General features: G+C 36.6%; 23 protein-coding genes. 6 read left to right on the top strand and 17 right to left on the bottom strand.

Annotated features, from left to right (window positions below):
• Positions 1-17: 17 nt before the first annotated feature.
• Positions 18-1,070, bottom strand: a complete 1,053-nt coding sequence (locus MHB48_RS04345; RefSeq protein WP_342600332.1) for an S-layer homology domain-containing protein — start codon at positions 1,068-1,070, stop codon at positions 18-20.
• Between the two features lie 491 nt (positions 1,071-1,561).
• Between MHB48_RS04345 and MHB48_RS04340 the strand changes: the two genes are divergently transcribed.
• Positions 1,562-2,467 carry an LCP family protein gene (locus MHB48_RS04340; RefSeq protein ID WP_342600331.1) on the top strand — a complete coding sequence of 302 codons (906 nt, stop codon included), beginning with the start codon at positions 1,562-1,564 and terminating at the stop codon, positions 2,465-2,467.
• A 138-nt stretch (positions 2,468-2,605) separates the two neighbouring features.
• Here the strand turns inward: MHB48_RS04340 and MHB48_RS04335 are convergent, their stop codons facing one another.
• The 16 genes from MHB48_RS04335 to MHB48_RS04260 all read right to left on the bottom strand — a co-directional run bounded on the left by MHB48_RS04335 (position 2,606) and on the right by MHB48_RS04260 (position 18,772).
• Positions 2,606-3,580: a bile acid:sodium symporter family protein gene (locus tag MHB48_RS04335; protein ID WP_342600330.1), complete on the bottom strand. Its 975-nt coding sequence runs from the start codon at positions 3,578-3,580 to the stop codon at positions 2,606-2,608.
• A 68-nt stretch (positions 3,581-3,648) separates the two neighbouring features.
• Positions 3,649-3,960, bottom strand: coding sequence for an OB-fold domain-containing protein (locus tag MHB48_RS04330; protein ID WP_342600329.1), 312 nt, complete (start codon positions 3,958-3,960; stop codon positions 3,649-3,651).
• 7 nt (positions 3,961-3,967) lie between these two features.
• A complete protein-coding gene (locus MHB48_RS04325) occupies positions 3,968-5,101 on the bottom strand; it encodes a beta-ketoacyl synthase N-terminal-like domain-containing protein (RefSeq protein ID WP_342600328.1) in 1,134 nt (377 codons plus the stop codon).
• The gene (locus MHB48_RS04320; RefSeq protein ID WP_342600327.1) at positions 5,098-6,579 is read right to left on the bottom strand and encodes an AMP-binding protein; all 1,482 of its coding nucleotides are present in this window, start codon (positions 6,577-6,579) and stop codon (positions 5,098-5,100) included. The genes MHB48_RS04325 and MHB48_RS04320 overlap by 4 nt, the downstream gene beginning before the upstream one ends.
• Positions 6,580-6,584: 5 nt before the next feature.
• Positions 6,585-7,058: a PPC domain-containing DNA-binding protein gene (locus MHB48_RS04315; protein ID WP_342600326.1), complete on the bottom strand. Its 474-nt coding sequence runs from the start codon at positions 7,056-7,058 to the stop codon at positions 6,585-6,587.
• Positions 7,051-7,812, bottom strand: coding sequence for an SDR family NAD(P)-dependent oxidoreductase (locus tag MHB48_RS04310; RefSeq protein WP_342600325.1), 762 nt, complete (start codon positions 7,810-7,812; stop codon positions 7,051-7,053). Before MHB48_RS04310 ends, MHB48_RS04315 begins: the two co-directional genes overlap by 8 nt.
• A 20-nt stretch (positions 7,813-7,832) precedes the next feature.
• The gene (locus MHB48_RS04305) at positions 7,833-9,155 is read right to left on the bottom strand and encodes a TRAP transporter large permease (RefSeq protein WP_342600324.1); all 1,323 of its coding nucleotides are present in this window, start codon (positions 9,153-9,155) and stop codon (positions 7,833-7,835) included.
• Positions 9,152-9,643: a TRAP transporter small permease gene (locus tag MHB48_RS04300; RefSeq protein ID WP_342600323.1), complete on the bottom strand. Its 492-nt coding sequence runs from the start codon at positions 9,641-9,643 to the stop codon at positions 9,152-9,154. Before MHB48_RS04300 ends, MHB48_RS04305 begins: the two co-directional genes overlap by 4 nt.
• Before the next feature lie 11 nt (positions 9,644-9,654).
• On the bottom strand, positions 9,655-10,668 hold the full coding sequence (locus tag MHB48_RS04295) for a DctP family TRAP transporter solute-binding subunit (protein WP_342600322.1): 1,014 nt from the start codon (positions 10,666-10,668) through the stop codon (positions 9,655-9,657).
• Between the two features lie 20 nt (positions 10,669-10,688).
• Entirely contained in the window at positions 10,689-12,005 is a 1,317-nt protein-coding gene (locus tag MHB48_RS04290) for a (Fe-S)-binding protein (RefSeq protein WP_342600321.1), read from the bottom strand.
• A complete protein-coding gene (locus MHB48_RS04285) occupies positions 12,002-13,411 on the bottom strand; it encodes an FAD-linked oxidase C-terminal domain-containing protein (protein ID WP_342600320.1) in 1,410 nt (469 codons plus the stop codon). Before MHB48_RS04285 ends, MHB48_RS04290 begins: the two co-directional genes overlap by 4 nt.
• Before the next feature lie 154 nt (positions 13,412-13,565).
• On the bottom strand, positions 13,566-14,675 hold the full coding sequence (locus tag MHB48_RS04280; protein WP_342600319.1) for a sugar diacid recognition domain-containing protein: 1,110 nt from the start codon (positions 14,673-14,675) through the stop codon (positions 13,566-13,568).
• Positions 14,676-14,956: 281 nt separating this feature from the next.
• Positions 14,957-16,120: an aminotransferase class I/II-fold pyridoxal phosphate-dependent enzyme gene (locus MHB48_RS04275; RefSeq protein WP_342600318.1), complete on the bottom strand. Its 1,164-nt coding sequence runs from the start codon at positions 16,118-16,120 to the stop codon at positions 14,957-14,959.
• Between the two features lie 408 nt (positions 16,121-16,528).
• The gene (locus MHB48_RS04270) at positions 16,529-16,957 is read right to left on the bottom strand and encodes a VOC family protein (protein WP_342600317.1); all 429 of its coding nucleotides are present in this window, start codon (positions 16,955-16,957) and stop codon (positions 16,529-16,531) included.
• Positions 16,958-17,057: 100 nt separating this feature from the next.
• Positions 17,058-18,041 (bottom strand): GMP reductase, encoded by a 984-nt coding sequence (guaC, locus tag MHB48_RS04265; RefSeq protein ID WP_342600316.1) that lies wholly within the window; start codon positions 18,039-18,041, stop codon positions 17,058-17,060.
• Between the two features lie 524 nt (positions 18,042-18,565).
• Positions 18,566-18,772, bottom strand: a complete 207-nt coding sequence (locus MHB48_RS04260; protein ID WP_342600315.1) for a hypothetical protein — start codon at positions 18,770-18,772, stop codon at positions 18,566-18,568.
• A 216-nt stretch (positions 18,773-18,988) separates the two neighbouring features.
• Between MHB48_RS04260 and MHB48_RS04255 the strand changes: the two genes are divergently transcribed.
• From MHB48_RS04255 to MHB48_RS04235, 5 genes are all read left to right on the top strand, one after another.
• Positions 18,989-19,174: a hypothetical protein gene (locus tag MHB48_RS04255; protein ID WP_342600314.1), complete on the top strand. Its 186-nt coding sequence runs from the start codon at positions 18,989-18,991 to the stop codon at positions 19,172-19,174.
• Between the two features lie 156 nt (positions 19,175-19,330).
• The gene (locus MHB48_RS04250) at positions 19,331-20,185 is read left to right on the top strand and encodes a MurR/RpiR family transcriptional regulator (RefSeq protein WP_342600313.1); all 855 of its coding nucleotides are present in this window, start codon (positions 19,331-19,333) and stop codon (positions 20,183-20,185) included.
• A gap of 160 nt (positions 20,186-20,345) precedes the next feature.
• Entirely contained in the window at positions 20,346-20,630 is a 285-nt protein-coding gene (locus tag MHB48_RS04245) for a hypothetical protein (RefSeq protein ID WP_342600312.1), read from the top strand.
• 30 nt (positions 20,631-20,660) lie between these two features.
• Positions 20,661-21,770 carry an o-succinylbenzoate synthase gene (gene menC / locus MHB48_RS04240; protein ID WP_342600311.1) on the top strand — a complete coding sequence of 370 codons (1,110 nt, stop codon included), beginning with the start codon at positions 20,661-20,663 and terminating at the stop codon, positions 21,768-21,770.
• Positions 21,771-21,953: 183 nt separating this feature from the next.
• Positions 21,954-22,934, top strand: coding sequence for a proline dehydrogenase family protein (locus tag MHB48_RS04235; RefSeq protein ID WP_342600310.1), 981 nt, complete (start codon positions 21,954-21,956; stop codon positions 22,932-22,934).
• The last annotated feature ends 674 nt before the right edge of the window (positions 22,935-23,608 follow it).

The following is a 23,608-nucleotide window of genomic DNA, read 5'->3' as shown; positions in this document are numbered from 1 at the left end:
CCTGTTTCATGCTTTTTTTATTTACTTGAAAACATATGAACATAATAATAGTTTTTATTTGAATCTAACGCTATACCTACACCAATATTTGTATACTTTTCATTTAAAATATTGGCACGATGTCCTTTAGAATTCATCCAGGCAGTTACAACATTACTAGAATTTTTATATCCATGGGCAATGTTTTCCCCAAACGTTCTATACGTATAACCAAATCCCTCTGCCATGTCCCAAGGCGCACCATATAAAGGAGACTCATGTTCAAAATAATTATGCATGACCATATCCTGTGCTTTGACAAATGCAATTTGATTAAGTTCGGGATCTTCCACTAATATAGGCAGACCCATTTTTTGTCGCTCTTCATTGACAAGTTGAATTGTTTCCAATACAAATTTATCATTACCTTGCTTAATCGTTTTATATTCTTTTACGAATGGATCGTATAATACATTGTTCACACTAGGATTTTCTTTAAACTTAGCGCTCTTATCAATCAATACTATCATTTGCGCACGTGTAACAGCTTGAGTAGGAGCAAACGAATTTTTCGATACTCCAGTGGAAATACCATTTTTCGCAAGAAAAGCTATGTACGGTTTTGCCCAGTAATCCTCTGGTACATCATGAAAAGGCAATTCCACATCCTGTTCTACTGTAAACTCAAACATTAGCACAATAATTTTAGAAAGATGAGCCCTTGTTAACGATTTATTTGGATGAAAGTACTCACCATCTTTAAATATTCCAGCTTTCGTGAGTGCAGCAATTTCATTGTATGCTGAATGCTCCAAACTTACGTCTTTATATGCTGGTTTATAGTCACCTACTTCTGGTAGTTCAATAATTTTACTAATAATTTTTGCCGCTTGTGCCCTTGTTATAGATTCGTGTGGACGAAATGTTCCGTCTTCATATCCTGTAATAATTTCTTGTTTTTGATTGGATAATAAATAAGGATAATACCATGCTTGCTCTTGCACATCCTTAAAAATAGAAGCACTTGCAACGGACGGTAGCAAAGTAACTATTGCTAAAACCATAATCATGGACTTACTTAATAGCTTCATATAAACACCTCCTCTTTTATTATACAGAAAAACCCCCCCATTTTTACAAATGAGAGGATTTTTTTTATTATTTGAGTTAATTTCATATTGCTTTGTCATTAAAATTCGAACATTATCACTTTGTTAATTGAAGCGGCAAGCGGCGACTCCAACGGGATGAGTGAGACAGATAAGACATCACAAACGACGCGTGAGCTGTGGTGATGGCTTATCGCTCACCCCGCGGAAAGCCTCCGCCTAAAGCGGAAAGAATTTAGCTGCATGCGAAAGAGTTGCAATCTTTGTTGGTTTAAATTGTCCATTTTCACCAGATGCAATGTTTAACTCCAGAACCTATTTGAAAATTCAAACTTTATTTTCTAATTCAGAAAACTCCTATCCCTTTATATGTTTAATAACTTGCTTTTACATACATACTTTCTATTAATAATTTCATCGTTTCATTCATACATATAACAATACGTTTTTCCATAAAAGAATCGAGGTTCCTCATGTCTAAGAAGATCATCTGGATTTCAATTATTTCCTGCCTTATAATTGGTGGAGTCATCTATGCAAGTATTTTCTATAATGATGTTTCCACTACGATAGAAACAATACATGAACCTGAAATACGAAAGGTTTCTGATTTAAGGACTACAGAAGTGGAATTAGTCCAAAAAGAACCTTTTTCATTACTCCTGCTTGGTGTCGATGAACGGGAGAATGACAAAGGCCGCTCTGATACAATTATCGTGTTAACTGTTAACCCTTCGACTAATTCAACGAAAATGGTTAGTATTCCCCGAGATACGTATACAGAAATCATCGGAAAAGATAAGCTAGATAAAATCAATCATGCGTACGCTTTTGGCGGGATGGAGATGGCTATGCAATCAGTTGAGGGCTTGCTTGATATTCCTATTGACTACGTCATACAAGTAAATATGGAAAGTTTTCTAGAAATTGTCGATATTATTGGTGGAGTTACTGTCGATAATGAAATAGCTTTTGAAGAAGATGGTTATACTTTTACTGAAGGAAGCATTCATTTAAATGGAGAACAAGCACTAGACTATGTTCGGATGCGAAAGGAAGATCCACTTGGTGACTTTGGAAGACAAGCTAGACAAAAGCAAGTACTCCATGCCATCTTAAAAGAAGGTGCTTCCATTAAGAGTCTTTGGAATTACAAGGATGTATTGGGAAGCTTCGAAAAAAACATCCGAACAAATATGACCTTTGAACAAATGGTGGATATACAAAAAGGATATAAAAATGTACTAAACCAAATGGATACTTTGTCTTTTGAAAAGGGAGAAGGCAAGCTTCTGGATGGTATCTGGTACTATATGATGGATGAAGAAGAGTTGAATAATGTTACCGGAAAATTGAAGGAGCATTTGGAGATTGAATGATCCAGCTCTTTGCATTCGCAAAGACTTATTTTTAATACTGATTTACCAATATCCACCATGAACGCAACGACTTACTTGCGAGCTCAACAAATAACATCTGAAACACGAGAAATCCCACCCCCAAAACGACAAAACCGTTTATTGGGGGTTTTTAGCTTGGGAGAAAACAGTCACTTTTTCCTTTTTACTCGAAAAAAAGTTTGCTACAAAAGCACCTAAAGTTAAATTGATGACCATATTCGCTACAGAAGGTACCGCTGCTAATGAACTAACATGTTCCATTGCAAGGGTAGCTGCTAATGCTGTATTACATATACCAGTGTGAAACAAAATTGCACGAGCATTTTGTTCGGGTACTTTTAAGAGCTTCGAAATCCAATAACCTGCTAACATCGGAATAGAAACTTGAAAAAAGACAGCTATAAAAATAAGCGGTAATGAGGACAAATTTGTTTGAAGCGAGTTTTGGGCACCAGAAATAACGGATAACACTACTATAAAAAGTGCAATCTGGGAAAGTACCGCAGTATAAGGTTTAATTACTTCTATTTTTTTAGCAAACTTCCATTGAAGAAATAATCCCAAAAACAATGGAAGAAATACAATGTAGATAATATTTAAAAACAAGGGCAAAAATGCGATAGGAATAAGTTTCCCTGCAAAAAATTGTACTAAAGTTGGTGTAAGAATTGGAGAAATAATCGTATCCATTGTGGCCATTGTTATACTCAATGCTGCTTCCCCACCAGCAATAAATGTATATATATTAGCGGAAGTCCCGCTTGGAACAGTGCCAGCTAAAATAATTCCCGTTGCTAATTCAGCGTTATCTTTGAAAAATAGATAAGCAACGACAATTGTAACTGTGACCATTACAGTCCATTTTAATAAGACGCCTAAAAGTGCATGCTTTGGTTTTTTAATGACCAATAACAATTTTTCTGTTGATAATGACAATCCCATCAACAAAAAGATCATCCCTAATCCTGCACCTGTAAAACTGCGTATCGGAATAAAAAGGTTTGGAAAAAAATAAGCCATAAACGAAAATAAAATGATCCAAGCAGGTAAGTATTTCGAAATAATATGCGACGCTTTTGGAATAAATTTCATAAATTAAACCTCCATACAACAAAACCTGCGCTTGAAATAGGATCATTTATTCCAAGCACAGGGATTTCTTACTCTGATATCTTCTTATATAAATAGGTACTATTTTCAAACCTATCTAATTTAACCTTATCTCCAATTTGAACGGGAGAATCTACTCGAACTGTCACTTTTACATTGGCGGCATTTAATTGTACAAGTGCAACTGTGTAAGGCGTAATGTCTGCGAATTCAGCTGGTGCGATATGAATGTCCGTAAAACTATAAACAGATCCATCTGAAGCTACTATTTCCTCTATCAGTTTCCCTTTAAAGCATTTCGGACAAACGTATTTTTTGGATATACTTTGATAGTCACACGAATTACATTTATACACTTTCATCCAAGTCTCACACCCTTTCCAAAATATGTACAGTAGAATAAGAACCTGTACCCCCAAGATTTTGCGCAAGAGCAAGTCTTGGATTATCTACTTGGTTTGCTGCATTTCCACGTAATTGACGAACCAATTGGTAAATTTGTGCAACACCTGTAGCTCCGATTGGGTGTCCACGTGAGAGTAGACCTCCACTTGTATTGACTGGTTTATCGCCAGTGGATTTAGTTCGTCCTTCCTCTATAGCTTTCCATCCTTCTCGCTTCTTAAAAAATCCTAATTCTTCAATTGCAATCAACTCTGTCATCGAAAAACAATCATGAATTTCTACTACATCAATATCTTTTGGCCCTACTCCCGCTTTTTCATAGGCAATTCTACCGGATTCACGTATAGCAGGAATAGATAATAAATCTTCCGCATCTTGCATTTGAGTAGGACCAGATGCTTGTGCAGAAGAACGAATATGAATGGTTGATTTCTCCTTGGATATAACAACTGCTGCTGCTCCATCCGTCATAGGTGAACAGTCAAACAATCCTAATGGATTCGTTATCATACGAGCTTCCATAATCTCATCAAATGTTGCAGGTTTTCTAAATTGAGCTAATGGGTTATTTAATGCATGTTCCCTATTTTTCAAAGCTACCATTGCCAAATGCTTTTTAGAAGCTCCTGTTTCGTGGAAATATCGATTGGCGAGTACTCCAAAGAATCCTGGGAATGTTAAACCAGCATTTTTTTCATTGGAATCGTTATCCATCGCTGCATTAATCGCTTGTGTAACGTCAACAGTAGAGGCGTGCTTCATTTTTTCTACACCTGCAACGAGAACCGTATTGTATTCCCCACTCAATATTCCAAGAATACCTTGTCTTAACGCAATTCCTCCTGAAGCACATGCTCCTTCCACTTTTGCAGTAGGAATAAAACCAAGTCCAAGTTCATTGGCAACAATTGCTCCTAATATTTCTTGATTGTAAATAGACCCACCCATGAAGTTCCCTACGTATACAGCGTCTACTTTTGGGTTACCTGCATCTTCTAGCGCTTGAATACAAGCATCAAGCAACATATCTTTCATTGTACGATCTACAAATGTACCAAACTGTGTCATGCCGATCCCATGGATGTAAACGTTTGTCATACAATAACCTCCTTATATTGGTCACGCATTTCTCGTTTTAATATTTTCCCATAGGAACTCTTCGGTAATTCATTCACAATATGAATAGATTTCGGCTTTTTAAAGCTCGCCAAGTTTTCTATACAAAGAGCTATTAATGCTTCTGTAGTAACGGTTTCCTTACCATTTGGAACAACATAGGCTACCACATTTTCTCCCCATTCATCGTCAGGAACTCCAATAACACAAGTTTCTTTTACACCTTGGTGTAAGTTTAGTACTTCTTCCACTTCTCGAGGATATATATTAACACCACCAGAAATTATAACGTCTTTCTTTCTATCGACAATATGCACGTATCCCTCTGGACTCTTCCACCCTAAATCACCTGTATGCAGCCAGCCATCTTTTAACGTATCATTTGTTGCTTTCTCATTATTCCAGTATCCCTTCATAACAAGTGATCCCTTACAAATGATTTCACCAACTTCGCCGTCCTTCACTTCATTGCCTTCAGCATCTACAATCTTCACATCAACAAAAGTCCCTACTCGTCCACATGATTCTAAACGTAAACCAAGCTCTTTTTTCGGCATCATGGTGATGCACATCGGTGCTTCTACTTGTCCATAAGTTTCTGCAAAAATAGAACCAGTTTGATTTAGTGCTTGTTCTAATTTGCTAGCTGCAATAGGAGATCCAGCCATATTAATCGTTTTTAATGTAGATAATTGAGAAGGATCAAAACTTGGATGTTGAATCATTAAATTAACCATTGTTGGTACTAAAAAGATGACTGATACTCCCTCTTTCTTCAGGTCATTCACAAACTCCTCCGGTTCAAATTTGTGAAATACAACTTGCGTAGATCCATATAACCAAGACACATGGGACAAGAAGTTACTACCATGCGTTAATGGAGCAACATGTCCAATCACATCGTCATAATCCACTTCACATACTTGTGCCAAGGATAATGCACCTGCAATCATATTACGATGGGACAACATAACTCCTTTTGGATTACCTGTAGTACCTGATGTGTACATAATCGCAAATAAATCATCTTCATCGACATTTTCTTTAAATTGCTTCCCTGAATTCTTCTGCACCGCATCTTCGTAAGCTTCACCAATTATTAGAACTTCAATGGACGAACCAATAGGGTCAATCAATGCTTGATCTCCAATAATTAGTTTTGGACTTGCGTCATTCAACATATATTGATGTTCTTTTGGATGAAGACGATAATTTAATGGTACTTTTATTAGCCCAGCAAGAGAAACAGCTACATCTAATTCAATATGCTCCAGTCGATTAGACATTAGAATTGCAATTCGATCGCCTTTTTCCAAACCTTTTTCATGAAAATACGTAGAAAGCGCGTATGCTCGGTCCATCATATCTTTATAGGTAAATGAACGATATTGATCCTTAATTGCCGTCTTATTTGGATAAGCTGCAGCAGATTTTAACGCTAATTGTCCTAATGTTTCCATCCCACTCACTCCTTCTTGGAAAACTGAAATACAGGTAAATTAAAAAATGGATCTGGGCCACGTTTTAGTTGCACACCTTCGATAGGTAATAAAATGAATTCCACCGTGATTGCAACTGGATTTTCACCATCTAGAAAGTGTCCACCACTTATATGTTGGTTACAATCTACGAACATTCCGTGAAAGTGTATATCTAACTCACCATCTAATCCATATCCAACGAAACCATTTCCATTTAGTAGCTCAACTTCTGTATCAGTCACTATCTTTGGTGAATATTGAAGTACACCTTTTTTTGTTTTTTCCAATTGTACATAAGTTGCATATGAAAGCGAACCAATGCATTGAAATTGTGCAGCCTCTATATCAAATCTTCTGCACACCTCTTTTATTCCTCCAAATAGATCAACATCTTTCATGAGTCGTCCGACAATGCGATTGGAGCTAGTATCAAGCACTGCTTGGATTCGATCATCCAAAATTGTAACCTCCATCGACTTGAAGCACTTGACCTGTTGCATAGCTTGATTCTGGTGAGGCGAAATATAGAACTGCCTCTGCTATATCTCCTGGTGTACCCATTCGTTTGACAACTTGTTTGCTTAAATCATAAGCAACTCCTGATGTTATCCCTGTAGCGGTTGCACCCGGCGCTACCGAGTTACATGTAATTCCTTGCTCACCCAACTCTTTTGCTACCCATTTGGTTAACGCTATGATAGCTCCTTTAGAAGCTGAATAGGCAGGACCAGATCTTCTGGAGCTGTCTCCTTCACCAGAAGAAACTCCTCCGTTTATTCCTGAAATCGAGCTAATATTAATAATTCGACCATATTTCTGTTCCATCATATGCGGATACACTACTGCTTGGATAAATAAAAAGGCCGCTTTTACATTTGTATCTAAATCTCTATCCCATACATCCATTGTCATATCTTCAATACTCAAACGCCCGCATGTACCTGCATTATTCACTAGAATATGTAACTCACCAAAAGTGTCGGATGCTCTAGCTACTGTTGCTTTCACAAACTCAGCATCTCGAATGTCCCCTAAGCATTCTAATACTTGAGCATCCGCATTTGTAGATCGAATTTTACCAATTGTCTTTGCACAAGAATTTAAGTCTACTAAAACAATATTTGCACCTTCTTTTGCAAGAAAAACAGCAGACTCTGCTCCAATTCCACTTGCTCCCCCTGTAATAATTGCTGTTTGACCTTTCACTCTCATAATTTCATCCCCTTAATAAATTATTTAACATTCATCAAATCTGGTAAAAATGTTGATATTACTGGTACATACGTAATGATTAACAAGATTATGATGGAAGAAACTACAAATGGTACAACCCCCCGTGATATTTCTCCAAGAGACGTTTTGGATATTCCAGTTGCTACGTATAAATTCAATCCTACTGGTGGTGTAAATAAACCAATTGCTAAGTTTACCGTCATAAATACACCAAATACCGTTGGATCTACACCAAGCATAATCATCACTGGAGCTAAGATTGGTACAAGAATATAAAATGCCGAAACTGCATCAATAAACATACCTGCAATTAGTAAAATTACGTTTACTATTAATAGAATAATTATTTTATTATCAGATACTCCTAACATCGCATCTGATAGAGTAGTAGCAATTTGCTCTGTTGTAATGATATAAGCAAAAACAGAGGCTGCACTAACGATAAACATTACCGTTGCCGTTTGAACAGATGCACCTACTAAAATATCAAATAGACTTTTCAGAGATAATTCTTTGTACACAAAGAATCCGACAAATAATCCGTAGAATACTGCAACAACCGCTGCTTCAGTTGGTGTAAAGAAACCACCATAAATACCGCCTAGAATAATAACGGGAATCATTAGTCCCCATAAAGCATCAACAAATGCAGTCCATTTTTCTTTACCAGTTGCTTTTTGTCTTTGGACAAAACCTTCTATTGGACCTTCTTTCTTCTCTTGTCTCCATCGAACATACATTGCAGCTAAAACAAATCCAATTCCCAGTAGAATTCCCGGAATGATACCTGCGATGAAAAGTCGAGCAATGGATACTGGAATTTGGTCACCAGCTACAACTGCAAATACGATGAAAGCGATACTTGGAGGAATGACAATTCCAATTGCTCCAGAACTTGCAACAAGGGCTCCAGCTGTCTCCTTTTTATAACCATTTCCAATCAACGCTGGTATTAAAATCCCGCCGATTGCCGCAACGGTTGCTGGACCAGATCCAGAAATTGCCGCGAAGAAAATGGCAACTAAAACAGTTACGAAAACGATACCACTTTTTCTATGTCCCACTAATGATTGAGCAAAATCAATTAGGCGTTTTGAAATACCTGCTTGCTCCATGATTACTCCAGCTAATACAAAGAATGGAATAGCGAGTAAAGTAAACTTCGAAACACTCGTGTACATAATATCTGCCACTAACTCTAAACCGAATATCCCACTTCCTGTAAATAGAATGGCAATAGAAGAAATAGCCAGTGCAACCGCAATCGGAATTCGGAGAAATACGAGAAGCATAAACAATCCAAACAAAATAATAGCTGTCATACTGATTCTCCTCCTTGCAAGCTTTCTTCACGTAATTCCATAATCGTTACTTGGACTGTGCGATATAAACAAAGAAGTGCTCCTAAAGGCATTGCTAATGAAAACAACCATTGTGGCCAGCCAAGAGAAGGCGTTTTTTGTCCAAGCTCCATTTGGTATAACATCATTTGAAGCCCAAAATATACAAGAACTAAAAATAAGCCTCCCATTAATACACCAACTAATAGTGTAATGCCCTTTTTGAACACTCCATTCGCACGATCATAAATGAGCGTAAAGCCAAGATGTGCGTTTTGCCGCACACCTATAGCCGTTCCTACAAAGGTAAGAAATACAAATAAATTAATCGTAATTTCCTCGGTAAAAGAAAGCGAATAACCAACTAATCCTCTAGAGAGGATATTAGCAAATGCAATTAAGGACATGATGGACATTACCAGTACAACTATCCACTCTTCTAATCTTTTAAGTACTCGATCCACGCTCATTCCCCCTAGTGTTAGCGTTCTTGAAATGCTTTTAGTAAATCTGCTCCCCAAATGTCTTTGTATTTTTCGTAAATTGGTTGAACAGCTTCTTTAAATTCAGCTAAATCTGCTTCTGTTGGTTCATATACTTTTATCCCCGCTGCTTTTAATTCTTCAATTTGTTTCGTTTCTTTTTCACGAGCAATTTTCACTTGGTATTCTGCAGCTTCTTTTCCAAGTCTTGTGAATATTTCTTGATCCTCTTCACTCATAGATTCAAATAGTTTTTTGTTCATTCCTAAAACAAGTGGGTCATATGAGTAGTTCCACAACGTTAAGTAATCCTGTACTTCATTTAATTTAGAAGAATAAATAACGTCAATTGGATTTTCTTGTCCACTAATCGTTCCTTGTTGAAGTGATGTAAATACTTCTGAGAAAGTCATTGTTGTCGGATCTGCTCCAAGTTCGCGATATAAATCTGTATACATCGTGATTCCTGGAATTCGTATTTTTAATCCTTTTAAATCTGCAGGTACTTTAATTTCTTTTGTACTATTCGTAATTTGACGGAATCCGTTTTCCCCAAACCCTAAAGGATGAACTCCTTTTTCTTCGAGGATTTTAGCAATCTCTTCTCCGCCGGTCCCTTTAAATACTTTATCTACTTGGTCTGTATTATCAAACAAGAACGGAGCACTTGCTACGCCGAAACGATCGTCTAAGATCGAATAAATGATAGTTGAGTTAAATGTTAAATCCGTTGAACCTTTCGAAAGCATTTCTACAGCTTTTCCAGAATCCCCACCGGATAATTGTTCATTTGGGAAAACCTCAATTGTAATACGACCATCTGTTTCTTTGTTCACATCATCTGACAGCTTTTTAGCAGCCGCATACCATGTAGAGGAATCATTTACTGTTACCGACATTTTCAATTTGTATTCTTTACCTTCTGTTCCCTCCGCAGAATTTGATGAACATGCCCCTAATAAAAGCATTGCAGCTAACCCTAGCGAACCTAATTTCCAACCTTTTCTTTTCATAAAATAACCCCTCCATTTTTTTATTGGTCAAACATTTTCCCATAAATAAAATCCACCAAATGCAATGCTTGCGTTGTAGAAGATAGCCCTTCTCGTTCGATTCCTACCTTCATTTGCAACAAACACCCAGGATTGGTTGTAATCACTGTGCCTGCACTAATTTCTTTCACCTTCTGCATTTTAGACTCTAATATAAGAGATGCCATTTTAGGTTGAAGTAAATTATATATTCCAGCAGAACCGCAACAAAGCTCTGCATCTGGTAACTCCACAAACGTACAATCTGGAACCGCTTTCAATATTTTACGAGGCTCGTCCTTCACGCCAGTTACGTTTCGTAAATGGCAGGAATCTTGATAAGTGACAAGTCCTGTGGATGAACTTTTAGGTAATTTCTCTAAGTAATCAATAATTCCTAGTTTTGATAATAACGAAGATATATCTATTTGCTTTGCAGTAAACTGTTTTGCTTTTTCATATATGATTGGCTCATTTGTGAATAACTTGTCATATTCATCTAAAAAAGCACCGCAACCACCTGCATTGTTCACAATGAAGTCAATATCATCTAAGTTAAATGCTTCGATATTTGCTTTAGCATTACGTTTCGATTTTTCTATTTCTCCACTATGTCCGTGTAGTGCACCGCAACATTGCTGGTTTTTTGGAATAAGTACTTCACAACCTAATTTTTCTAAGATTGCTATTGTATTTCTATTTGTCTCTTTAAACATCGTGTCCATTAAACAACCTGCAAAAAAAGCGACTTTCACCTTTACTTCTACTTTTTCCGTCTCTTCTTTTTTTCGTTTTGGAGGATCTGGCAATACACTTTCCATCTCTTTCATAAAAGGTGGAAATAGCTCTAAAAACCCTATTTTCCTTACTACTTTTTGTAAGCCTGATTTTTGATAAAATGTTACGAGATTAACAGCTGTTTGCATTTTCTTTTGATCTGCAAACAAGTTATCAAATGCACCTTTGCGAATAACTTTTTCCTTCAAGGATTGAGGCTTTACCGAAAGTACAGCTTCCCTTGTTTCTTCTATTAAAGTGCCGTATTGCACACCTGCAGGACATGCAGGTTCACATGCTCTACAACCTAAGCAAAGGTCAAAAGATTCTTCTACGGATCCATCCCACATGATTTGTCCATCTCGTACGGCTTTCATTAATGCGATTCGTCCTCGTGGTGACTGAGTTTCATCAAAACCAGAATGGATATAGGTAGGACATGCTGGGAGACAGAACCCACATCGCATACAGTCCATTAATCGATCATCATCTACATGTGTTACAAACGCTTGTTGCATTTTTTCTTGTAAAAGGCTTGTCATGTTTGTACCACAACTCTCTGTTTACGATCCTTTGCAAAAATCTTTCCAGGGTTCATAATGTTTAATGGATCTAGGGATTGTTTTATCCCCTTCATTACTTCGATTCCAGTAACTCCAATCTTCCATTCAAGGTAAGGTGCTTTCATTTCTCCTACACCATGCTCACCCGTAATCGTTCCCCCTAGGCGAATGGCACTATCGAAGATTTCACTGAAAGCTGCTTCTACTCTTTCCATTTCCTCTTTATCACGAGCATCTGTTAAACAAGTAGGATGTAGATTCCCATCACCTGCATGACCAAACGTATAGATCATTAATTTGTATTTGTCTGCTATTCGTTGAATTTCTTTTACCATAGTAGCAATTTCAGATCTTGGCACCGTGGCATCTTCTAAAATGGTCGTAGGTCTTTTTCTAGCCAGAACCGATAATGCTACCCGTCTTGCAGTACTAAGTTGTAATGCTTCTTCTGCTGATTGTGCTAGCTGGGTATATTTCGCTCCGTGCTCCATACAAATTTTATGTACCAATTGCATATCTCTTTCTACGGTTTGTAAGTCTCCATCCTGTTCAATAAGAAGCATTGCTTCACAATCTGTTGGAAGACCAATTTTCATGTATTCTTCTACATTTTCAATAGTTCCTTTATCCATAAACTCCAAAGTAGCAGGAACCACTTTTGCTGCTATTATGGAAGATACCGTCTGAGCAGCAGTTTCTAATTGATCATAAAAAACAAGTAAGGTTTGTTTTGTTTGGGGCGATGGAATTAAAGAAAGAATAATTTCTGTTATTACACCGATTGTTCCTTCTGAACCAACAAATAAACTAGTTAAATCATATCCAGCAACATCTTTTGTAAGTTTTCCGCCTGTTTTCAGAATTTCTCCATTTGGCAATACAATAGTTAATCCCTTCACATAATCCCTAGTCACACCGTATTTTAATCCTCTTAATCCACCAGAATTTTCACTAACATTGCCCCCAATAGTGGAGATTTTCATGGAGCTTGGATCAGGTGGATAAAAAAGACCTTTAAGCTCAACTAATTCATTGATATCCTTCGTAATTACACCTGGTTGTACAGTTATGGTAAGGTTTTCTTCATCAAATTCTACTATGCGATTCATTCTATTAAACAGTAGGACTACTCCACCTGCGCTTGGAACAGTTCCTGCTGCTAAATTTGTTCCAGATCCACGTGGAATGATAGGAATTTTATGTTCAGAGCATACTTTAACTATCTCTTGTATTTCTTCCGTATTTGCTGGTGATAATACTAGATCGGGCATCGCTTGAAAGTTTGCTGTAGCATCATATGAATAAGCAAGCTTTTGGGCTGTCGTTGTTTTAGCATTTTCTTTTCCCGTAATAGCAATTAATAATTCGATAACGTGTTCTTCCATATACGATCCTCCTCTTAAGGAAAGCGTTTTCATTTATTCTATTATTCTAATCTTTTAGAATATATAGATTTTAGAACAATTTTCTCGTCACATTTTAGACATAATTTTGTGCAGGCACACAAAAAAGCATCCAGTAATAGATGCTTTTTTGTTTTTACTCACTATTTATTTCATCCAAAAGTCGAATTCCCAAATAAATGAGAAAGACATCATGGAACTCCGAAATATAAAGGCCTGTCATATCTTCAACTTTTTGAAGTCTATATGCCAATGTATTTTTATGAATGTGCAGCTTCTGAGCTGTATTTTTCATCGATTGATTTTCACTAAACCACACACGTAAATTATGAAGTAATTCTTGATCTTTTTGTAAAGGAGCAACTGTTCTTTCAATAAATCGTTCTTTCGTATCCTTTGGCAAACTATGTATGATTAAATCGAATAGTAATTCTCGTTCAAATACAATTCGTCTATACTTTTGAGATACTTTTACCGCTCGCTCGGATTGATTAAACGAAAGTGCCAACTCACTATACGCTACGCGTTCTCCAATGCCAACAGCGAGTTCCATTTTCATTTTACGTTTAACGTGCAACAATAAATTTTCCAACTCTATTTTCAGTTTTGTTTGATCCATCTCAGGTAAAACTAGAATGATTTTTTCTTGCCCCCACCTACTCGCTTTTAGTAATGGATGAATTAACTGGACGGACATGAAAAAATCTACATCCTCTGTTTTGAATCTTCTTTTCTCATCCAATGCTTGAATCATTACAACTTGTGTATATAACTCAACTTCGATATCTAATAATTCTGCTCTATTGTAAAACTGTTTATCTCTTGTATTAGAAGTAATCCAATCGATCATAAAAAATTCAAATTCCCTAATTTTTTCATCCTTTTCTTGTCTTTTCAGCGAGTCTTGTATAAACAACTCCACCACTCTTCTAATAAGTAAAGCTTGAGGTTGTATTTTTTTCGGATCACCCGTTATTCCTAATATTGCTATAGGCTTGTCATCGATTATTATAGGAATCACCACTCCCTTTCGAACCCCACGCAAATTAGAGACTTCCGATTCTTTCATATGGAGTAATTTCTCTGCTTTTATGCAAAGCAGCGCCCCTTCATGAAACTGGTTTACTCTCGTTGGATCAGTACTCACTTGAATAAACCCTCGTGCATCAGTCAAAATCACTTCTTCTTTAATCAAAAGACTCAATTCATTAATAATTCCCTGTCCCAATTCATTAAAATTAAACACTTCCTACATCCCTACCTTTTTATCCATAAAACGTACTATAATTATAGTCTTTATTTTCAAACTATTCCATTTCCTTTTGAACTTTGATTGATTTCCGTTCCAGACGGACGCTTTCCGGGGCAGAAAACATCTGCTATTCCCACTGGAGTCGCCGTCTTCCACTACAATCAATTGCCTACAAAAAACAGGTGTAGAAAAAGACTCGTTTTTCTACACCTGCTTCAATTTATGGGCTTATCTGACAGCCCCTTTTGATATAAGATTAATAGAAATGATATCTATCAAGACTCTTGGATAACTTTAATAAATTTCTCTAATCGATCTAATCCTTCTACTAGAACTGGCATCCCATAGGCATACGAAATTCGAATATATCCTTCTCCAAAGGGTGTAAATGTGCTACCAGGAACAACAGCTACCCCACCTTCATGCAAAAGCTTCGTTGCAAAATCAAAAGAATTCAACCCTATAGTTTCTATTGAAGGAAAAATATAAAATGCTCCATTTGGCTTTTCGACATGCAGGCCCATCGCCTTGAGACGATTGTACACATAGTCACGTCTCTTCACATATTCGACATTCATCTCATCTGGCGTATCTTTGGAGTTAGTTAACGCTTCAATTGCTGCATATTGACTTGGTAAGGAAGCACAAATTGTATTAAATGCATGCACTTTAACGACTTGCTGCATGACTTCTGCTGGTCCCATTAAAAATCCGATTCGCCAACCCGTCATCGAATGTGATTTGGAAAGGCCATGAATATAAAACAGCTTATCTCTTAATTCTGTATAAGATGCAAATGAATGATGATTCCCAGAAAATGTGTTTTCACTATAAATTTCATCCGTTAAAATATAAACATCTTTTTCTATTAATAATTTCACTAGCTGATCCATCGTTTCTTTTGTAAGCACGACGCCAGTTGGATTGGATGGGTAATTAAAAAATACCGCTTTTGTTTTTTCCGTGATAAGTTCGGCAAGCTTTTCTGCTGAAGGTTGGAAATTCGTTTCTGTCGTATCTAAATAGACAACTTTAGCTCCACAAAATTGAATAACGGGTTCATATCCCGCATAGCAAGGAGCGGGTAAAATGACCTCGTCCCCTTCTTCCAAAATCGTTCGAAAAACAGTATCAATTGCTTCACTAGCTCCATTTGTAATAACGATTTCATTTTGAGGGTCATAGGAAAATCCGTATTTATTCGTAAAAAAAGTGTTAACGGCTTGGCGGAGATCTAGTAACCCTGCATTATGTGAATAGCCAGTAAGATTCTGTTCGACTGCACGTATTCCAGCTTCCTTCACTGCTTGTGGTGTAGGAAAGTCCGGCTGGCCAATTGTTAAATTAATAGCATTTGGAAAATGGACTAACTGATTAGAGAACTGTCGGATACCTGGTACTTTTAATGCTTTCGCTCGTGGATTTAAACTTAGAGACATTGTCTGTCAGCCTTCTTTCTTTATTAATAGAATAAACCAATATACTGTTTATACTCATCTTATATAATAGTAATTTTGTTGTAAATGAGTTAATTTCCTAAATAGTACAATGTTATTAAAATACGAATATTTATCGCTTTATTGATCTGAAGCGACGGGAGGCGACTCCAGCGGGATGAGTGAGACAGATAAGACATCACAAACGACGCGTGAACGGCGGTGATGGCTTAGCGTAGCGGAAATCAACTATACTTTATTCCGTGTAATATATATATTTCTTTAGTTTCCTTTAGTATTGTGCGTATTTCTTCATGTAAATTGGAATTATGAAATTGATTCAAATATATATAATTATAAAAGGGCTATGCAACCAAGTAACCTTAACCTGTTGCACAGCCCTCCTTTTATTTATTGTTGAAATTCTTCGCTTTCAAGACTTAGTTGCCATTCGATACCGAACTTGTCCTTCACAGAACCGTAGCATTTGCTCCAAAAAGTTTCTTGTAGCTCCATGACCACTTTTCCGCCTTCTTTAAGTGCTTCAAAAGCAGATCTGACTTCATCTTCATTTTTAGTTACGATTGCTAAGCTAATATTATTACCTAAAATAAAAGGAGAACCAGGAAAAACATCCGAAAACATGACATTGCTTCCACTTAGGTTTAGTCGAGTGTGCATGACTAAATCTTTTGCTTCCTCTGGTAACGTGTAATCAGGACTTTGAGGTGCTTCACCAAAAGTCATAATTTGTGGTTTTTCCGTCTTAAAAACTTCTGCGTAAAACTCTGCAGCCTCTCGACAATTTCCATTAAAATTAAGATATACATCAACAGCCATTTGATACACTCCTCTTATTTAAATTGCTATTCATAGAATTATGAATGACAAGACTATTGTAGCATTTGACTGTTCAAAATAAAATATACCAAATTTATTATTAATATACTTTATCGCCATTGAAGATGGAGTTTTTTACGACAACATAATCTACATTCCGGATTGCTTCTAATTTATTGCCTCCAGCATAAGAAATAGAAGATTGTAGATCTTGCTCCATTTCCTTTAAAGTATCTTCTAATGGCCCCTTGTACTCGACAAACATTTTCTTGCCTTCAACGTTTTTCTTTTCACCTTTTTGAAATTCGGATGCAGAACCGAAATATTCCTTATATTGTTTACCATCTTTTTCTACCATTACCCCTGGTGATTCCTCATGCCCGGCAAATAATGAACCAATCATGACCATAGATGCGCCAAAACGCACTGATTTAGCTATATCACCATGTGTACGAATTCCTCCGTCAGCAATAATCGGCTTACTTGCAGCTTTTGCACACCAACGTAGTGCAGCTAATTGCCAACCACCCGTTCCAAATCCAGTTTTAATTTTCGTGATACATACTTTACCTGGCCCAATACCTACTTTTGTTGCATCTGCACCAGCATTTTCTAATTCTCTCACTCCTTCTGGAGTTCCTACATTTCCTGCAATAACAAAACTATTTGGTATGTGTTTCTTAATATGTTGGATCATTGAAATTACTGCATTGGAATGACCATGTGCAATATCAATTGTAATAAATTCTGGTGTAAGTTGTTCATTTGCTAATTGTTGAATAAATTCATATTCTTCTTCTTTCACACCAACACTGATAGATGCGATTAATCCACGTGATTGCATATCTTTAATAAAAGTTACTCGTTTTTCTGGTTCAAAACGATGCATTATATAGAAGTAACCATTTTCCGCTAAGTAATTTGCAATTTTTTCATCTATAATCGTCTGCATATTCGCAGGTACTACAGGTAATTTAAATATATGTTTACCTAATGTTACCGTTGTATCACATTCCGATCTGCTATTTACCACGCATTTCGCGGGAATTAATTGAATATCCTCATAGTCAAACACATTTTCCATGTATAACACTCCTAAATACGAATAATATTAGTTTTATTTATTTGAACGTTCGTCCATTGGATAATTTACATCATTTCGAATCGTATGTCAAAGATTATTACTATTAATGTGAAGAAAAACGATAAAATGATGGTTGTTTTACTTTAAATCAGTTAGACACGATGAGTTTATAGGAACAAATCCTAAGTTCGCGACATCCATGTGGCAACGGATTCGTGACCAACATCCTGTTGCCCCGAGGACGTTTGACAGTTCGTCCCCGGATAGTGAGTGGATTTTCGTCCATCATAACTTTATCTTTTAACAGGAGTCAATAGTACTTTGTCATAAAATTACGATCGTTTAACACTTCGTTGATGGAAGCGGCAAGCGGCGACTCCAGCGGGATGAGTGAGACAGATAAGACATCACAAACGACGCGTAGCGGCGGTGATGGCTTATCGCTCACCCCGCGGAAAGCGTCCGCCTATAGCGGGAATTAACTATAGTTTATTCCATATAAAATATATATTTTTTGGTTTCCTTTAGTATTGTTCGTGTTTTTTCAGGTAACTCTCTCTATCTACATGCATTTCAATTAATTTGATACGATCGCTTAATTCTAAAACTGCTTGCATAATTTGATGATGCTCTGTTTTGGTTATATTCGTATGACGTTCCATCTGTTCAACAGATTCCTCTACTTTTTGAATACTTCGATTCATTACTCTTACCAGATATTCGACAGTCATATGTAATCAACTCCTTTTATTTAATTATTATTGTAAACATCCTCCAAATTATTTCAAATGTCAGAATTTATTATTTTATAAGAGAATGCCATTTACAGACGAAATAGATATTCAAAATTCAATTTTAAGGCCTTTTTAAACTCAAAAATTTTTTTTGGGACTTCATTTTCTAAATAAAGAATATACTATTTTTAAAGAGTAGAGGAGGAAATATGTGTGTATCCAAATCATGTTGACCCGGAAGAAATGGCTATGCGACAGGATTTAGATGTAATTGCTTCCCTTAATATGATTGGTGAAGGAGGTCCTGTTTTTACGAATGATGAAGATGAAAGTGAAACTGAAACTGAAGTCAAAGTGCAAATCGTAGAGACTGACCCTCCAGAAAATAATACCCATTAATACTCTTCCCCACATTTTGTGGGGTTTTTATATACTTCCAAAATAATAGATTGAATTCGATGGAATATTGTGATAAATTAGACAAAAGCATAAATGAAGCTATCGCTTCATATTTAATTTAAAATAACGGTAAGCCTTCAAAAAGGAGTTATTCCATTGATCATACATAATCTCATCCGAGAGCATTTTGTTTCTATGTCCAAAAGTCAGAAAAAAATGGCAAACTATGTACTTGACCATCCAAGAGATATTGCCTTATGTTCTGCATCAGAACTTGGATCTAGAATTGGCATAAGTGAGTCTACAGTTATTCGTTTCTCCTATACAATAGGATTCTCTGGATATGCCGAATTACAAAAGCTAATGCGCGAACATTATTTTATTAATGAACTTAGCTTAAAAAATACACAACAACCAGAAACCGATATTCCACAAAACAACAGTTTTCATAAACAAATAATGGAAAAAGATCGACAATCCATTCTCACTACTATGAATCAAATAGATGAAGCTTCTTATTACGCTGCCGTTCAGCGTCTGTCGAAGGCTAAATCCGTTTACGTACTTGGACTTCGCACGTCTTATTCCGCAGCCAATTGGCTTTCTTTTTCTTTAGGGCTTGTGAAAGAAAACGTACATTTCATGCGTCCTGAAACAGAAGATGTTATTCGTACAATTACTCAAATGAATGCAAATTCTGTTGTAATAATTATTTCTTTTCACCGTTATCTAAAGGAAACGATTCAAATTGCCGAACTTGTTCGTAAACAAAAAGCATATATTATTGGTTTAAGTGATTCCATGCTTGCCCCAATTCATGTTCATAGCGATGTTTTATTTCCTATTTATTCTCAAAATAAATCGACTTTTGATGTAGTGTCCCCTCTTTTCTCTTTTATGAATGCCATTGTTTCTGGACTAATAGTGGAACAAAAAGACGCATTTAGAAATAGGCAAGAATTGTATCAAAATATACCTAGTAATTTTCTGTTTGAAGAAGGAGACCAATAATAATTCAAGCATCACGGCAAATATCACTATGTTTCGAATTGGCGATACTACATGTAACAAATGCTACGCTAAGATGAATGGTGTTGGGATAAACACGCAGGTGGTTTACCCTCTGATCGTTTGTAAATCGAGTGGTAGATAACGAGTGGAGGAAAAATGGATGCCGGACATTAGGAAATTTGAACAACCCTTTCAAATCACCTTTACTGGACATAATCAACCAGTTTTACTGGAACCGTATTTTTTTAGGCCAACTGAGGAAGCATATGAAGTACCAATTCCTCAACACATTCAAGAAATGAAACTTACCAATCCTGAGCTAGCATTCAAATGGCGATTACAGATTAGAAAAATAATGCAAATATTATTTACGGAGAACTATGAATTATTAGCTGTTCGCAAAACAGATGAAACGGTCAACTATTATCAATTTGTCAAAAAATAACGATTCCACAACATCCAAAGGGGTAACGACATGCACATAAAAAAAATAACAATACGTCAAATGAAAATGAGGATGAAATCACCCTTTGCAACTAGCTTCGGTAGTTTTCAAGAGAAAGAATTTCTAGTATTAGAAGTAACAGACGAACTAGGAAATGCCGGCTATGGTGAATCCACTGCTTTTTCTGCTCCTTGGTACTCTGAAGAAACTTTACAAACCAACTTACATATAATCCGAGATTTCTTAATTCCACTTGTGCTAAATAAAGAAATTAAGCATCCAGATGAGGTTAGTCAAATATTTTCCCCACTTCGGAAAAATAATATGGCCAAAGCAGCAGTAGAAGGTGCTATTTGGGACTTATATGCTAAACGTAATAAGCTATCACTTGCGGATGCGCTTGGAGGAACAGCTGAGAAAATAGAAGTAGGAATTAGTATCGGCATTCAAAAGAGTACAGAAGCATTGATTGAAGTCGTTCGTGGGTATATCCAAGAGGGCTACAAACGAATGAAAGTGAAAATTAAACCCGGATATGATGTAGAAGTAATCCGCTCCTTGCGAGAAGCTTTTCCAGAGGTTCCCCTTATGGCGGATGCGAACTCTGCGTATACATTAGATGATTTAGAATTATTGAAGCAACTAGATGAATTCGATTTAATGATGATTGAGCAACCCCTTGCTTCAGATGATATAATCGATCATGCCAAACTTCAAAAAGAATTAAAAACACCTATTTGTTTAGATGAAAGTATTCTTTCGCTAGAGGATGCACGAAAAGCAATAGAGCTTGGTAGTACAAAAATTATTAATGTAAAAATTGGTCGTGTGGGTGGTTTAACCGAATCGAAAAAAATTCATGACTATTGTATGGAAAAGGGTATACCTATTTGGTGTGGGGGAATGCTAGAAGCTGGCATTGGGCGCGCGCATAATGTCGCTTTAACGTCTCTACCGAACTTTATCCTACCTGGCGATACCGCAAGTTCTTCCCGTTACTGGGAAGAAGATCTGATTACACCTGAGGTCGTTGCCATAGATGGATACATTACAGTTCCTAATGGGTATGGGATCGGCTACGAACCAAATCTAGAGGTTATGGAACGCTATACAGTGGAACATTTTACGTTTGAAGGATGATAATTAGAAGGATTGGGGTTACTTGTTAGCGAGTTGCCCCAAAAGTAGTGGTTACACTATTAGACATCACTCCTCCTATTATCCTAAAACCATTTCCAATTAGACAAATTCCCAGACAGTAGATGCGTCATTTATTATTTTCATGGTATAATAAGACATCCAAATAGAGATAGGAGCATCACTATGTTAAAAGATATTTTTATGGCTTTGTCAGAGAATCAAATATTAAATGGGGCAGCAAAAAAATATGGTTTGAAAATGGGTGCACAGCATGTTGTGGCTGGAACAAACATTGAAGAAACAATGGAAAGCATTAAAAAATTAAATGCATTAGGTATTTCTTGTACTGTAGATAATTTAGGTGAATTTGTTTTTGAAAAGGAAGAGGCTTTAGAAGCAAAAGCTCAAATTATAGCAGTAGTTGAAGCAATTGAAGAACATCAAGTAGATGCGCATATCTCATTGAAGCCATCACAGCTTGGATTAGATATTGACTATGATTTTGCTTTAGAAAACTTAAAGGATATTGTAGCAGCTGCAAATAAATATGGTACTTTCATCAACATCGACATGGAGTCAACCAAACATTTGCAACCATCATTCGACATTTTGGACGAGCTTTCTAAAGAATTTGATAATGTTGGAACAGTAATTCAAGCATACTTCTATCGCGCTGTAGAAGACATTCAAAAGTATAAAAACTTCCGCCTTCGTATCGTAAAAGGTGCTTACAAAGAACCTGCTGAAGTTGCATACCAAACAAAAGAAGAAATCGATAAAAACTATGTTGAATTAATCGAATGGCACTTACTAAACGGTAAATTCACTTCAATCGCAACACATGATCATAATGTCATTAACCACATTAAACAATTTATAAAAGAAAATGATATTCCATATGACAAATTTGAATTCCAAATGCTTTATGGATTCCGAACAGACATGCAGCAACAACTTGCAAAAGAAGGCTATAATTTCTGTACATACGTACCATTTGGTAAAGACTGGTACGGTTATTTCATGCGTCGTCTAGCAGAACGTCCACAAAACATGAACCTAGTAGTAAAACAATTATTCAACAAAAAAACAAACACATTTATCGGTATTGCTGCCGGTGCATTCGCACTTGGAAGACTAACAAAAAACAACAAAAACAAAAGATAAATAAGCAAAACTGCACTGCCTCCATGGCAGCGCAGTTTTTTCTGTGTAAGAGAGTATAAACTTTTCTACTTAGTAATTCTCCAGACGATTACAATCAGGTGAGTGTTACTGGTGCCAGGCACCAGTAACACTTCTGTCATAATACCCAACATCAGACCCTAAACAGAATTAGTATTCGAATGAAGGGTAAGTTGCTTATTAAAATGTTGATAACACACAAGGCACTCTATGAATAGTTGCTTTTGGAGTACTTGGAACTGAACGAGTTCTATACCATTACCTGGATTTCTTGATGAGGAGGGATGCGACTTTGTCGCATCCCTCCTCTTTTTTTCGATAATCGTTTGGTAGTCGTTCGTCCGTCACTCTCCATAGCCACTTATAATAGAAGTACCAAAGCTTTTGGAAATGAAAGAATAGGCCCTTTCCTATTGATGCGGTAAGTAGCCAAAGATACAATTTGGGCTGCTCAGTCCTTCTCTAGCTTTTCGATTGGATGGAAGTGTATCTCTTTTCTATATAGCATCACCCTATTGCCTGCATTAACTTTGCAAAAATAAGCAAGGAACGCATACAGCAAAAACACCACATTCTACGGGGAAGATAGAATGTGGTGTTTTTTTAGATTAGTCGGTTGCGTTGGTTGCGCATATTTATAGGTATAGCTGGTTGCC

The sequence above is a fragment of the Psychrobacillus sp. FSL H8-0483 genome, from assembly GCF_038637725.1.
Lineage (GTDB): Bacteria > Bacillota > Bacilli > Bacillales_A > Planococcaceae > Psychrobacillus.
The sequence above is the reverse complement of the archived record's forward strand: the minus strand, read 5'-3'. Positions and strand labels throughout refer to the sequence as shown.

Coding starts and splice junctions, on each gene's coding strand:
- MHB48_RS04305 (WP_342600324.1), bottom strand. CDS start 9,155: ATGACAGCTATTATTTTGTTTGGATTGTTTATGCTTCTCGTATTTCTC.
- MHB48_RS04290 (WP_342600321.1), bottom strand. CDS start 12,005: ATGACAAGCCTTTTACAAGAAAAAATGCAACAAGCGTTTGTAACACAT.
- MHB48_RS04340 (WP_342600331.1), top strand. CDS start 1,562: ATGTCTAAGAAGATCATCTGGATTTCAATTATTTCCTGCCTTATAATT.
- MHB48_RS04295 (WP_342600322.1), bottom strand. CDS start 10,668: ATGAAAAGAAAAGGTTGGAAATTAGGTTCGCTAGGGTTAGCTGCAATG.
- guaC (WP_342600316.1), bottom strand. CDS start 18,041: ATGGAAAATGTGTTTGACTATGAGGATATTCAATTAATTCCCGCGAAA.
- MHB48_RS04285 (WP_342600320.1), bottom strand. CDS start 13,411: ATGGAAGAACACGTTATCGAATTATTAATTGCTATTACGGGAAAAGAA.
- MHB48_RS04235 (WP_342600310.1), top strand. CDS start 21,954: ATGTTAAAAGATATTTTTATGGCTTTGTCAGAGAATCAAATATTAAAT.
- MHB48_RS04335 (WP_342600330.1), bottom strand. CDS start 3,580: ATGAAATTTATTCCAAAAGCGTCGCATATTATTTCGAAATACTTACCT.
- MHB48_RS04300 (WP_342600323.1), bottom strand. CDS start 9,643: ATGAGCGTGGATCGAGTACTTAAAAGATTAGAAGAGTGGATAGTTGTA.
- menC (WP_342600311.1), top strand. CDS start 20,661: ATGCACATAAAAAAAATAACAATACGTCAAATGAAAATGAGGATGAAA.
- MHB48_RS04260 (WP_342600315.1), bottom strand. CDS start 18,772: ATGACTGTCGAATATCTGGTAAGAGTAATGAATCGAAGTATTCAAAAA.
- MHB48_RS04245 (WP_342600312.1), top strand. CDS start 20,346: ATGCCGGACATTAGGAAATTTGAACAACCCTTTCAAATCACCTTTACT.
- MHB48_RS04310 (WP_342600325.1), bottom strand. CDS start 7,812: ATGAGAGTGAAAGGTCAAACAGCAATTATTACAGGGGGAGCAAGTGGA.
- MHB48_RS04330 (WP_342600329.1), bottom strand. CDS start 3,960: ATGAAAGTGTATAAATGTAATTCGTGTGACTATCAAAGTATATCCAAA.
- MHB48_RS04270 (WP_342600317.1), bottom strand. CDS start 16,957: ATGGCTGTTGATGTATATCTTAATTTTAATGGAAATTGTCGAGAGGCT.
- MHB48_RS04320 (WP_342600327.1), bottom strand. CDS start 6,579: ATGGAAACATTAGGACAATTAGCGTTAAAATCTGCTGCAGCTTATCCA.
- MHB48_RS04325 (WP_342600328.1), bottom strand. CDS start 5,101: ATGACAAACGTTTACATCCATGGGATCGGCATGACACAGTTTGGTACA.
- MHB48_RS04345 (WP_342600332.1), bottom strand. CDS start 1,070: ATGAAGCTATTAAGTAAGTCCATGATTATGGTTTTAGCAATAGTTACT.
- MHB48_RS04275 (WP_342600318.1), bottom strand. CDS start 16,120: ATGTCTCTAAGTTTAAATCCACGAGCGAAAGCATTAAAAGTACCAGGT.